The sequence below is a fragment of the Streptomyces sp. NPDC057702 genome, from assembly GCF_042799315.1.
In the GTDB taxonomy this organism is placed as follows: Bacteria; Actinomycetota; Actinomycetes; order Streptomycetales; family Streptomycetaceae; genus Streptomyces.
In genome coordinates this window covers 118,794-131,235 of sequence record NZ_JBHVJC010000006.1, presented here as the reverse complement: position 1 = coordinate 131,235, position 12,442 = coordinate 118,794, and the positions used below count along the sequence as shown (strand labels likewise).

Here is a 12,442-nt window from a genome sequence, read left to right as displayed (position 1 = left end):
ACCGTGCCATAACGGCGGATCAGAGCCTAGGCTCGACACGCCAGGTAACTCGGCAATGTTGTGGCAGGCTGCACCTGGGCAGGTCACACTCATCTAGCGGGAGAACGGCAGCGACGCACGTGACGTCGGCAGGCACCACCCGGGAGGTTCCCATGCCCGAACTGCGTGTCGTGGCCGTCAGCAACGACGGCACACGGCTGGTGCTCAAGGCTGCGGACAGCACGGAGTACACGCTTCCGATCGACGAGCGGCTGCGCGCCGCCGTGCGCAACGACCGTGCGCGACTCGGCCAGATCGAGATCGAGGTCGAGAGCCACCTGCGGCCGAGGGACATCCAGGCTCGGATACGAGCCGGCGCGTCGGCCGAGGAGGTCGCCCAGCTCGCGGGCATTCCCGTCGAGCGGGTGCGCAGGTTCGAGGGCCCGGTCCTGGCGGAGCGCGCGTTCATGGCCGAGCGTGCCCGCAAGACCCCCGTACGCCGGCCGGGCGAGAACACCGGTCCGCAGCTCGGCGAGTCCGTGACAGAACGACTCCTGCTGCGCGGCGCGGACAAGGACGCCACCCAGTGGGACTCCTGGCGGCGCGACGACGGCACCTGGGAGGTGCTGCTCGTCTACCGCGTCGCGGGCGAGACCCACACGGCGAGCTGGACCTACGACCCCCCGCGCCGTCTGGTGCAGGCCGTGGACGAAGAGGCCAGGTCGCTCATCGGCGAGACCGACGACTCTCCCGAGCCCAGCTTCCCCTTCGTGCCGCGTATCGCCCGACTGCCCCGGGACCGCCCGCTGGACCGCACACCGCAGCGGCCGTCGCCCGGCGAGCGGGGTGTGGGCCTCGACGAGGTGGAGCCGACGCCCGTCGTGCTGGAGGAGGCGCCGCCCGAGCGGGACTCGCTGACCAGCCTGTTGGAGGCGGTGCCCAGCTTCCGGGGCGACATGGTCGTACCGGAGTCGGTGCAGGCCCCCCGGCCGCCGGACGAGCCCGTCGAGGAGGCGGAGTCGCTGGAGCCGCCGGCCCCCGCTGCCAGCGCCGGCTCGGCGTACGCGGACGTGCTGATGCCACGGGCGGTCGCCGGGCACCGCGACCGGCTGACCGGCACGACGGACCGGCAGGCCGAGGCGGACGGCGTCCGGCCGGGCCGGCGGGCGGCGGTACCGAGCTGGGACGAGATCGTCTTCGGTACCCGTCGCAAGAAGCAGGAATAGCGGCGACGGGCGCGGGCATGGGCGGAGGTTCGACGGCACCAGCCGCGCGCCACCGCGCCACCCCGCGCCCGGATGTCGGCCGCCCGCGCGCACCGGACCTCCCGACGCGGGGCCGGTCCGCTCTCGCGCCACGGCGGCCGACGCGGGCGGGGTGCGAGCCCGGCGGGGCTCGCCGGGGCGCGGGCGGTGTCCGTCGCCGGGCCCGGGGCCTGCCCGTCGGCCGGGCCAGGGCGCCGGCGCCCGCCGAGGGCGGTCCCCCCGTACCGTTAGCGGCCCACCACCCGGCGTGCCTCACCCTCCGTCACCTCCCGGCCCCGCGGTGTCTTTCGGCCCGCCGAGGCGGGTGGCTAGCCCGGGGTGGAACCGGTGGCCACCGGGCGCGACGGGTCGCTCGACCACTCGCTCCACGATCCGACGTACAGCGCCGCCGGCACGCCGGCCACCGCCAGGGCCAGCACCTCGTGGGCGCCGGACACGCCCGAGCCGCAGTAGACGCCGACCTCGGCCGCGTCGGTGACGCCCAGGCCGGCGAAGCGCTCGGCCAGTTCGGCGGCGGGCAGGAACCGGCCGTCCGCGCCCACGTTCTCGGTGGTGGGCGCCGAGAGCGCGCCCGGGATGTGGCCCGCCACCCGGTCGATGGGCTCCACCTCACCCCGGTAGCGGTTGCCCGCCCGCGCGTCCAGCAGTACCCCGCGCCGGGCCAGCTCGGCCGCCTCGTCCGCGTCCAGGTGCGGCAACCCGCCCGGGTGTGGCGTGAAGTCGCCTGCGGGCGGCTCCGGGATGTCGGTGCTGACCGGTCCGCCGGCCGCGACCCACGCGCTCAACCCGCCGTCCAGGACGCGCACCGCAGGATGGCCGGCCCAACGCAGCAGCCACCAGGCGCGCGCGGCGGCCCACCCTGCCGACGGCGACGGCGGATCGCCCGCTCCCCCGTCGTAGACGACCACCGGATACTCCGCACGCACCCCGGCCCGGCGCATCGCCCCTCCGAAGACCGCCAGGTCAGGCAGGGGGTGACGGCCGGCGGAACCGGGCGGGCCGGCCAGTTCGGCCTCCAGGTCCACGTATCCGGCGCCGGGCAGATGGCCCGTCTCGTACGCGGCACGGCCGGAGGTCGGCCGCGCGTCACGGCCACCGGGTGGCGTCATCTGCCAGCGGATGTCGAGCAGCAGCGGCGGGTGGGGACCGGCCAGTTCGGCGGCGAGTTCGTGGGTGGTGACGATGGCGTTCATGGGACTCATCCTCGCGTAGTCGCCCGCGCGCCGTACGGATCGCGCCGAACCCGGTGTACGGATGATCGACACCGGCCCGCTACCCCGGTGAACGGGGTGCGCCATGCCAAACCGGGCATTCTCCGATGGGAACCCTCGTATCGCGGCGCGGCCGGCGCGCGCGCCGCGACGGCTACTGCGAGCATCTGGGCGGACCCGCCCCGTTACACCCCCGCGTGCCACGCCGGCGCTCGCGGGATCTTGAGGCCACACGACGACGCTCCAAGGAGACAGAGACGATGACCGAGGCACGGCGGTCCCCCGAGCGGCACCACCCCGGGGTCACCCCGGGCGCACCTCCCGTACGCGGCGTCAGGGAAGGTTCCGGGAGTGAGGTCGGACTGAGCGGGCGCGAACCCGCCCGCCGCACGCCGGGTACGCCCTGCTGGACGAGCCTGATGGTGCACAGTCTGGCCGCGACGCAGGAGTTCTACCAGGGCCTGTTCGGCTGGGAGTTCCGGGCGGGTCCCGCTCAGTTCGGCCCGTACGTGCGGGCCCTGCTCGACGGCCGCCCGGTCGCCGGGATCGGCGAGTTGGCGCCGGGGCTGCGGCTGCCCGTGGCCTGGACGACGTTCCTGGCCAGCGACGACACGGACGCCACGGCCGAGCGCATCCGGTGCTGTGGTGGCACGGTGGCGGTCGGCCCGCTGGATTCCGGGGAGGAGGGTCGGATGGCCATCGCCTCCGACCCGCTGGGCGCGGTGTTCGGCGTCTGGCAGGCGCGCGGCCACCTCGGCAGCGAGGGAGGCGGCGAGGCGGGGACGCCGGTGTGGACGGAGTTGCTGACATCGGAGACGGCGAACGTCGAGAAGTTCTACCAAACGGTCTTCGGCTGCGAGTGCGAGCCGCTCACGACCACCACCGAGGACTACGTGACGCTGACGGTACGCGGGCGTCCGGTCGCGGCGATGCACGGCGTAGGCCACGCGCTGCCGCGCCGTCAGGGCCCGCACTGGACGACGTACTTCGAGGTCACGGACCCGGACGAGGCGGCCGAGCGGGTCGTGGAGCTGGGCGGACGCGTGGTGAGCGGCTCCCGGGACACCGCGACCGGCCGCTGCGTGCAGGTCACCGACCCCGAGGGTGCGGCCCTGACCCTGGTGCGGACCGAGAGCTGAGCGTCGCGTCGGGCGTCGGGCCGAGGCGGGTCGCGGCCCGACGGGGGGCGTTCCTTTGGGGCGTCGATGGGGCGCGGCTCGGGTGGGGCGCGCCGGACGGCGCGCGCGGGGTGGTACCGGGTGGCCGGCGTGCCGGCTGGCGCGTGGGCGTGCGGGGTCGGCGCGGGTGGCGGGAGACGAAGGGGCGCGCTGTCACGGGGCACCGCGCCGCCCACGGCCGGGGGCGGGCGTCGGTGTGATCACCGGCCGGTGATCGGTGGCGGAGTACGGGGGCTGGGACGCTGTGGGCGGGCGAAGCCGTGAGCTCGGGCGGCGCGCGCGGGGTGGCGCCCTCGGAGGTGGGGTGGCGCCGTCGGACGCGAGCCTGCCGAGGCGTCGAGCCCGCCGAGGAGCCCGGCCAGGACGCGCGCGCTCCGGCTGGTGCCTGGTGGCGCGGGCGCGGCGGGCTCCGGCGATGCGCCGCCCGGCCCCGGGATGCCCTTCGGCACGGACCGCTGCCGACGCGTGGTCGGGCCACACGGGCGCTGGCGCCCGGGGTCGTGGACGCGGTGGGGCCTGCGGAGCCTCGCGTCCGCTTCGCGGGGAGGGGCGTCGAAGGCGGGGTGCGGCGCAGCGTCGCGGGGCTGGCGCGGGCGGGGGTCAGCCGGCTTCGGTGGGGGGTGGGCCGGCGTGGAGGGCGGGCTCGGTCCGGTCGACGGGGAGCACCTCCGGCGAGAGGGTGGCGGCGCGGGCCACGGAGGCCGTCACGCGGCGGCGGTGGTGGCGTCGGCACAGCACCTCGTAGCCGACCTCGGGCGTACGCGTCGCGGCGCCGGCCCCCGGTTCGCCGGTCGCCCCGGTCGGCTCGCCCGCCGGGGCGCCGGGTGCGGCACCGCCGTCGCGGGTCGGCTTGTTGACGTCGCCGATCACCACCTGCGCGCCCTCGACCACCATCTGGCCGTCGACGGTGCGCGCGTTGTGCGTGGCGCGGGCGCCGCACCAGCACAGCGCCTCGACCTGGAGCACCTCGATCCGGTCGGCGAGCTCGACCAGCCGCTGTGAGCCGGCGAAGAGCCTGCTGCGGAAGTCGGTGGTGATGCCGAAGGCGAAGACGTCGAGCCCCAGGTCGTCGACGATGTGCGCGAGTTGGTCGATCTGCTCCGGGGCGAGGAACTGTGCCTCGTCGGCGATCACGTAGTCGGCCCGGCCTCCCGCGCTCAGCCGCGCGACGACGTACGCGTAGAAGTCGAAGCCCTCACGGGCCTCGATCGCGTCGGTGGCGAGGCCGAGCCGGGAGGAGAGCCGCCCCTCCCCCGCCCGGTCGTCCCGGGTGAAGATCAGGCCCTGGAGGCCGCGCGCCGAACGGTTGTGCTCGATCTGCAGAGCGAGCGTGCTCTTTCCGCAGTCCATCGTTCCGGAGAAGAACACCAGCTCGGACATGGGGGAACACGGGCCTTTCGGTCGGTGGGAGGCGTCGCGGGGCCGCGCGTGCCACGCGCCGACGTCCGCGCGGGTCGCGCTGGGGGCCGCGCACGACCCGGGGGTCGGGCGCGCGGCCGATGTCTCAGGTGCGTACTTCGAGGAGGGGGACGAGCTGTTCGACGGGGGTCATGGAGCCGTGCAGGCCCACCATGGCCGACTCGTTGGGCTCGGTGCGGCTGGCCACGATGGCCACGTCGTCGCGGGCGGCGGCGACCACGTCCCCGATGCGCCCGTACACCCGCTCGTCCACGCCCACCCCGGACGGTCCGAACCAGCCGGTCGCGATCGCCTCGTCCCGGCTGGCCACCCACATCTGCTCGCCGAGCACCTCGCGCCAGACGGCGAGCACGTCGGTGGCGGCCCCCGGCACGGCGTACACGTGCCGGGCCCGGCCTTCGCCGCCGAGCAGGGCCACACCGGCGCGCAGCTCCCAGTCCTCGTCGAAGTCGATGCGCGACTCCGGGTCGAAGGGCAGGTCGATCATGCCGTGGTCGGCGGTGACGTAGAGCGCGGAACGGGGCGGCAGCTGCTCGGCGAGCCGCTGGGCCAGACCGTCCACGTACATCAGCTGGCCGCGCCAGTCGTCGGAGTCGACACCGAACCGGTGCCCCTTGCCGTCCACCTCGCTGTAGTACGTGTAGACCAGGGTGCGGCCGGCGGCGCCGGTCTGGGCGGCGGCGAGGTCCATCCGCTCCTCGCCGGAGAGCCGGCCGTGGAAGGTGCCGCCGCTGAGCGCGATCTTGGTGAGCGGGGTGTGCTGGAACGCGGGGGCGGACACCTGGCAGGTGTGCACGCCGGCCGCGTCCGCCAGCTGGAAGACCGTCGGGTACGGCTGCCAGGCGTGCGGGTCGGTCCACGGCTGCCAGCGGAGCTGGTTCATCAGCGCGCCGGTGGCCGGGTCGGCGACGGTGTATCCGGGCAGGCCGTGGGCGCCCGGGGGCAGGCCGGTGCCCACCGAGGCCAGCGAGGTCGCGGTGGTGGAGGGGAACCCGGCGGTCAGCGGCTGACCGGTGCCGTTCAGGGAGCTGGCCAGCAGGGAGGTCAGGAACGGCGCCTCGGCGGGGTGGGCGCGCAGCAGCTCCCAGCCCAGGCCGTCGATGAGGAAGACGCACACCCGGTCGGCCGGCGCCAGGCTCAGGCCCGGCGTGCCGGTCAGCCCCGGCACCTCCTGGCCGGCCACCACGGCGGGCAGCAGGTCACTGAGCGAGCCGGTGCCGTACCGGGGCAGGGGGGCGCTCGCGGGGTCCAGGACCGCGCCCGGTGGCTGCTGCTCGGGCCAGGCGGCGCCGGTGGCGGGGCCCGAGCCGGACGGGGGCGTCAACGGGTGTTCGCCGTGGTCGCCTCGGACAGCGCCTGGGCGAACGCCAGGGTCTGCCGGACGCTGTCCGGCCCGTCGCCCGCCTCGCTCACGCGCAGCGAGAGGTCGTCGGCGGTGGAGGAGCCGGTGTAGCCGTGGTCCGCCTCGCAGTTGGGGTCACCGCAGCTCGCGGGCTCCAGGTCGAGCCGGCTGACCGCGCCCCAGCCGATGGTGAGCACCACCTCGCGGGGCAGCGTGCCGGGGGTGTACGACTCGGGGTTGGCGACGACGCGGCTGAGCACGACCGAGGAGATCCGGTGGAGCTTCACGGACTCGGTCGAGGTCGTGGCGTACGGGGTGGCGGAGCTGTCGTCGGCGGCCTGCTCGTCGGTGTGGCTGACGATGAAGCGGGTGTCGGTGAGGACGAGGACCGTGACGTGCCGGCGGACCTCGTTGGAGTCGAACGTCGTCTCCTGGTGAACCAGGAACGCCGCCACCGGCTCGCCGCCCACGGCGGCCTCGACCGCCTCGGCAACGAGGGCCGGGTAGTAGCCGCTGCGCTCGATCGCCGCGCGCAGCCCCTGGGTCGTCGTACCGGTCTTCGCCATGCCTCCCATCCTACGGGGCGAGCCCGGCCCCGATCCCCTCCCCCGTCGGCACCCGCGTGGAAGCGGCGCCGCCCCGCAGGGTCGGCCGACGGTCGGTCCGCGTGGCCGCGCCCCGCCCACCGGCCGACCCCGGGCTACCGCCGTGGGCCCCCCGCTCACGCGCCCCGGCCCCCGCGACCTGGTGGGCACGGGCCGCCCTGGGGCCGGCGTGGGCGGGGCGCCGGTACGCGCCGCGGGTTCGGCGGGCACGGGCGGGCGGCGCGGGGCGGTGGTTCGGGGGGGGGCGCGGGTGGGCGGCGCGGGCGGGGGTTCGGCGGGCGGGGGTGGGCAGCGGGGGCGGGGGTCAGTACGCGGGCAGGTGGCGGGGCCCGACGTCCGTACGGATCGGGGGCGGGGCCAGGCGCAGCGACGCGCCCAGGACGGACAGTCCGCGCTGGGCCACGACCACCGGCTCCAGGTGCACCGCCACCACCTCGGGGTGGTCGCCCACCAGTCGCGAGACGCGCAACAGCAGTTCCTCCAGGGCCGCGGTGTCCACCGGCCGCGAGCCGCGCCAGCCGAACAACAGCGGAGCGGTGCGCACCGACCTGATGAGCTCGGATACGTCACGGTCAGTGGCCGGTATGAGCCGGTGGGCGGTGTCGCCGAGGAGCTCGGAGGGGGCGCCGGCCAGACCGAAGGAGAGCACGGCGCCGGCGGCCGGGTCGATCGCGGCCCGCACCACCGTGTCCACGCCACGGGGAGCCATGCGCTGGACGACCAGCCGCAGCTCGTCGGGCCCGCCCAACAGGCTGGTCAACTCGGCGTAGGCCCGACGTAGTTCCCGCTCGCCACCGAGGTCGAGCCGGAAGGCGCCGAGGTCGGCGCGATGGCGCAGGTGGGGCGCGGTGGGCTTGAGGGCCACCGGGTACCCCAGCCGGGCCGCCGCCCGCGCGGCGCTGTCCGGGTCCGGGGCGGGCCGGGCGGGCAGCACGCTGATGCCGTAGCGGGCCAGCAGCCGCTGGGTGTCGGGCGCGGAGAGCGCGAAACTGCGCGGCAGGTGACGCGCGCGCCCACGGCTCGCCGAGGCGGGCCTGCCGGGCGCGACGGGGCCGGTGGGCACGGCGGGGCCGGTGGGCACGGCAGGGCCGGTGGGCACGGCAGGGCCGGTGGGCACGGCGGGGTCTTCGGGCGCGGCGCCGCTCTCGGTGGGGGCGACCGGCGGGGTGGGCTCGGCGGCCGGGGGTGGCGGTGCCGTGGCCGGTGCGGGCGGAACGGGGCTGACGGGGGAGGCCGTGGGCGGGGTGGGGGGCGTCGCTCGCTCGGACTCCTCACGCGCGTGCGCGGCCAGGAGTACGTCGATGTCGGCGCCGGCACCCGCCTCGTCGATGTCGTCGTACTCGGGCACGCGGCCGGGCTCGGCGGCCTGCCGTCGCCAGTGCGCGTACCGCACGGCCTCGGCCAGCGCCCGCACCGCGCGCTCGGCCACGGGGTAGGCCGGCACCCGGCTCGCGTGCGGCGGGTGGTCGACGTCGGGTGCCGGTGGCGCGGTCGGCTGGCCGTCGGTGGCGGGTCGCGGCGGGGGCGCGGCCGGGTCGGCGGGCTGGGCCAGGGTCGCGGCCAGGCCGGGGATCTCCAGGTGCACCACGGCCACCGGCTTCGCCGTGCCGCTCGCGGCCGTGGCCTCACGGATCGCCCAGGCCAGCTCGGTGGCCGGTCCGCCGTCGACCGCGGGGATGGCCGTGACGACGACGGCGTCGCACAGGTCGTCGGCCAGGGCTCGCCCGAGGGCCGTCCGGAAGTCGGCGGGCTCGGCGGCCGTGGTCAGGTCCAGCGGTGGCAGCGGGCGCAGGCCCTCGGTCAGACACGCGTCGTAGGTGATCAGGCCGAGCGACTCGGAGTTCCCGAGGATCGCCACCCGGGGGCCGCGCGGCAGCGGCTGCGCGGCCAGCAGCAGTCCCACGTCCGCCAGCTCGGTGACCGTGCCGACGCGGATGACGCCGGCCTGCCGGAACAGGGCGGAGACCGTGGCGTCGGGGATGCGCGTGGTGGGCACCGCGTGCCCCGGCGGCTCGCTGCCGCTGTGCCGGGCGCCCTTGACGACCACGACCGGTTTGAGGGCGGCGGTGCGCTTGGCCAGCCGGGTGAACTTGCGGGGGTTGCCGATGGACTCCAGGTACAGCAGCGCGACCTGGGTGGCGGGGTCGTCGTGCCAGTACTGGAGCAGGTCGTTGCCCGAGACGTCCGCGCGGTTGCCGGCCGAGACGAAGGTGGAGATGCCGAACAGGCCCGAGCCCCTGCGGTGCAGCCCGGACAGCAGGGCGATGCCGATCGCGCCGGACTGGGTGAACAGGCCCAGGTTCCCGGTCGGCGGCATCTGGGGCGAGAGGGAGGCGTTCATCCGTACCGCGCCGGCGGTGTTGATGATCCCCAGCGCGCCCGGACCGATCAGCCGCATCCCGTACGACCTGACCTGGCGTACCAGCTCCCGCTGGCGCTCCAGACCCTCGGGGCCGCTCTCGGCGTACCCCGAGGAGACCACGACCAGGCCCTGCACGCCCCGCTCGCCGCAGTCGGCGACCACGGCGGGCACCTGCGCGGCCGGCACCGCGACGACGGCCAGGTCCACCGGCTCCTCGATGTCGCGCACCGAGCGGTAGGCGGCGATGCCCTCCCACCCGCCCGCGGTGTCCGGCGGGGCGGCCTCGGGCGGGGGCGCGTCGGCCCGGACCCCGGCCGGCGGGCCGGGCGGGGCGGCCTCGCGGCGGGCCTGGGCCAGGTCGTCGCCGGTCAGCCGCGAGCGGCCGGGCGCGAAGGCGTGGTTGACCGCGTACACCCGCCCTGTGTAGCCGCCGGTCAGCAGGTCGACCAGCACCGCCCGCCCGGCGCCGCCGGGCCCCCGGCTGGCCCCGACGACCGCGACCGAACCGGGTGCGAGCAGCCGCCGCACGGAGCGGGCCTCGGCGCGCTGCTCCCGCGCGCGCATGACGGCCAGCGACCGGGGCGTGGGTTCCAGATCGAACTCCAGCCGGACGACCCCGTCCTCGAAGCTGCGCTGCTGGGTGTACCCCGCGTCCGTGAACACCTTGATCATCTTGGTGTTGGCGGGCAGCACCTCGGCCGCGAAGCGCCGGATGGCGCGCTCCCTGGCGACGGCCGCGATGTGTTCGAGGAGGGCGGAGGCCACACCGCGCCCCTGGTGGGCGTCCTGGACCAGGAAGGCGACCTCGGCGTCCTGGGCCGGCGCGGACGCGGGCAGCCCGCGCGCGTCGATGCGGTCGTAGCGCACCGTGGCGATGAACTCGTCCCCCACCGTCGCCGCCAGGCCGACCCGGTCCACGTAGTCGTGGTGGGTGAAGCGGTGCACGTCGCGGTCGGAGAGCCGGGGGTGGGGGGCGAAGAAGCGGTAGTACTTGGACTCGTCCGAGACCTTCTCGTAGAAGTCGACCAGGCGCCGGGCGTCGTCGGGGGTGATGGGGCGGATCTGGGCGGTGCCGCCGTCACGGAGCACCACGTCCGCTTCCCAGTGGGTCGGGTAGGCGTGCTCGGGCGGCGTTTCCATGGGTCCAGACTAGGTGGGGGCACCGACAACGGTTCGATTCGCGCGCGCCCTTGTGCCGGGGCAGGCTGTGGAAGGGCTCCGCCGGAGCACACCGCACCCCGTGAGAGACTGGTCTAGACAACAGCAACCACCTGAAGGGCAACACCATGGTTGAGCGCCGCGTCACCGTCGGCTGGGCAGAGGGCCTGCACGCTCGCCCCGCGTCGATCTTCGTCCGCGCCGCGACGGCCTCCGGCGTCCCCGTGACGATCGCCAAGTCGGACGGCTCCCCGGTCAACGCCGCCTCGATGCTCGCCGTGCTCGGCCTGGGCGCGCAGGGCGGCGAGGAGATCGTGCTGGCCTCCGAGGCCGACGGCGCCGACGCCGCGCTCGACCGTCTGGCCAAGCTCGTCGCCGAGGGCCTTGAGGAGCTCCCGGAGACGGTCTGACTCGCCGTTCGGTACCTTCCGAAGCCGCGGTGGCCCCCAGGGTCGTCACCGCGGCTTCGTCGTTTCCCGCGCCTCCCATCCGCCCGCACCCCCGGGGCGCGCCCCGCCCGCGTACGTCTCAGGGCCCCCGGCGGGCCGACCGCTCGGCTCGGCCGCCACCGGCCCGCCCCGGAGCGCGCATGCCGAAGGCCCCACCCGGCGGGGGTGGGGCCTTCGAGATGACGCGACGCGCGGGGGCGAGCTCACGGCCGCCCGACCGGTGGCCCCGGGCGTGCCGGGCTCAGCACGGGTGGGTGCGCCCCCGTGCCCTGCCGCCGTCCGCGCGGGGCCGGCTCCGGCTCAGATGTTGACGCCGTGCGAGCGCAGGTAGGCGACGGGGTTGATGTCCGAGCCGTACTCGGGCGACGTGCGGGCCTCGAAGTGCAGGTGCGCGCCGGTGGAGTTGCCCGTGTTGCCGGCCAGGCCGATCTGCTGGCCCGGGGCGACGCTCTGACCCACCGAGACAGAGAGCGAGTCGAGGTGGCCGTACTGGGTGTAGGTGCCGTCGTTCATCTTGATCACGACGTTGTTGCCGTACGCGCCGCCCCAGCCCGCCTCGACGACGGTGCCGGCGCCTACGGCACGCACCGAGGTGCCCAGGCCGGCGTGGAAGTCGATGCCGGTGTGGCTGCCGGAGGACCAGTTGCCGCCCGACGCCTGGTACTGCGTGGAGACGTAGCTGCCCGCGACCGGGGAGACGTAGGCGGCGCCCAGCGTGGTGCGCTCGACGGTGCGGGTGGCCCGCGTGTCGCTGGCCTCGCGGGTCTCGGTCGCACGGGTCTCGGCGGCCTCACGCGCCTCGGCGGCGCGGGCCTCGGCCGCCTTCTTCTCGGCGGCCTTCTTCTTCGCGGCCTCGGCGGCGGCCTTGCGCTTGGCCTCCTCCGCCTTCTTCTTCATCTCGGCGGCGTGCTTGGCGGCCTGCTGGCGCGCCTCCTCCTCGGCCTGCTGTTCGGCCGCGGCCTGCTCGGCGGCGGAGTACTGGGCGTCGGCCTGGGCGCCGATCTTGTCGGCGATGCCGTCGTTGAGGGCCACCGCCTGACGCAGACCGGTGTCCTGGGGTTCCTGCGAGCCGGCGGCGCCGGAGGCGGCCATCGCGGGGGCGGCTATGCCGGCGACGACTCCGGTGGCGGCGAGAGTGGCCATGCCCGCCACGTTCGCGCTGCTCCGGGTAAGACGGCTGGGGCGACGGTGCCGCCCAGTGGCACGAGTGAGCGCCATGAGGAGGCGTACTCCTTTCCTTCCTTCTCGCCTACCGGGTTAGCTGACGGGTTCGGAGCAGGAAGGTCTCCTACGGTCGCCACGCCCCTCGCGAGGATGGCGGCCGATTCACCCCAGGGGACATGGGTCCCCGGCTCCCCTGGCTCGCGCCATGAGGGACTCGGCGATGGCTGCCCGGTGCCACGGGTGTGGCTGATCTGTGACGAGCAACGGGGCTGACGCTAAGCGGGACGTCTTTTGATCGGCAAACAGAACC

9 protein-coding genes and 1 riboswitch are annotated in these 12,442 nt (G+C 75.7%); of the genes, 3 read left to right on the top strand and 6 right to left on the bottom strand.

The annotated features are described in order from the left end of the window. Window positions 1–119 precede the first annotated feature (119 nt). The gene (sepH, locus tag ACFVFR_RS06220; RefSeq protein WP_383698492.1) at window positions 120–1,205 is read left to right on the top strand and encodes a septation protein SepH; all 1,086 of its coding nucleotides are present in this window, start codon (window positions 120–122) and stop codon (window positions 1,203–1,205) included. Between the two features lie 347 nt (window positions 1,206–1,552). On the opposite strand, the gene ACFVFR_RS06215 is transcribed toward sepH, so the two are convergent. After that, window positions 1,553–2,437 carry a sulfurtransferase gene (locus ACFVFR_RS06215; protein WP_383698491.1) on the bottom strand — a complete coding sequence of 295 codons (885 nt, stop codon included), beginning with the start codon at window positions 2,435–2,437 and terminating at the stop codon, window positions 1,553–1,555. A 437-nt stretch (window positions 2,438–2,874) separates the two neighbouring features. On the opposite strand from ACFVFR_RS06215, the gene ACFVFR_RS06210 reads away from it, so the two are divergent. After that, window positions 2,875–3,594 carry a VOC family protein gene (locus ACFVFR_RS06210; RefSeq protein ID WP_383698596.1) on the top strand — a complete coding sequence of 240 codons (720 nt, stop codon included), beginning with the start codon at window positions 2,875–2,877 and terminating at the stop codon, window positions 3,592–3,594. Between the two features lie 639 nt (window positions 3,595–4,233). Here the strand turns inward: ACFVFR_RS06210 and ACFVFR_RS06205 are convergent. From ACFVFR_RS06205 to ACFVFR_RS06190, 4 genes are all read right to left on the bottom strand, one after another. After that, window positions 4,234–5,013: a thymidine kinase gene (locus ACFVFR_RS06205; RefSeq protein WP_383698490.1), complete on the bottom strand. Its 780-nt coding sequence runs from the start codon at window positions 5,011–5,013 to the stop codon at window positions 4,234–4,236. Between the two features lie 124 nt (window positions 5,014–5,137). Continuing rightward, complete coding sequence (locus ACFVFR_RS06200) at window positions 5,138–6,376, bottom strand: alkaline phosphatase family protein (protein ID WP_383698489.1); 1,239 nt, start codon at window positions 6,374–6,376, stop codon at window positions 5,138–5,140. After that, the gene (locus ACFVFR_RS06195) at window positions 6,373–6,960 is read right to left on the bottom strand and encodes a DUF5998 family protein (RefSeq protein ID WP_383698488.1); all 588 of its coding nucleotides are present in this window, start codon (window positions 6,958–6,960) and stop codon (window positions 6,373–6,375) included. The genes ACFVFR_RS06200 and ACFVFR_RS06195 overlap by 4 nt, the downstream gene beginning before the upstream one ends. A 343-nt stretch (window positions 6,961–7,303) precedes the next feature. Then, entirely contained in the window at window positions 7,304–10,501 is a 3,198-nt protein-coding gene (locus ACFVFR_RS06190; protein ID WP_383698487.1) for a GNAT family N-acetyltransferase, read from the bottom strand. A gap of 146 nt (window positions 10,502–10,647) precedes the next feature. Between ACFVFR_RS06190 and ACFVFR_RS06185 the strand changes: the two genes are divergently transcribed. Then, window positions 10,648–10,929 carry an HPr family phosphocarrier protein gene (locus ACFVFR_RS06185; protein WP_383698486.1) on the top strand — a complete coding sequence of 94 codons (282 nt, stop codon included), beginning with the start codon at window positions 10,648–10,650 and terminating at the stop codon, window positions 10,927–10,929. 339 nt (window positions 10,930–11,268) lie between these two features. Here ACFVFR_RS06185 and ACFVFR_RS06180 read toward each other — a convergent pair whose 3' ends face one another. Then, window positions 11,269–12,186, bottom strand: a complete 918-nt coding sequence (locus ACFVFR_RS06180) for a M23 family metallopeptidase (protein ID WP_383698485.1) — start codon at window positions 12,184–12,186, stop codon at window positions 11,269–11,271. A 14-nt stretch (window positions 12,187–12,200) separates the two neighbouring features. Then, a riboswitch (cyclic di-AMP (ydaO/yuaA leader) is annotated at window positions 12,201–12,362 on the bottom strand. Between the last annotated feature and the right edge of the window lie 80 nt (window positions 12,363–12,442).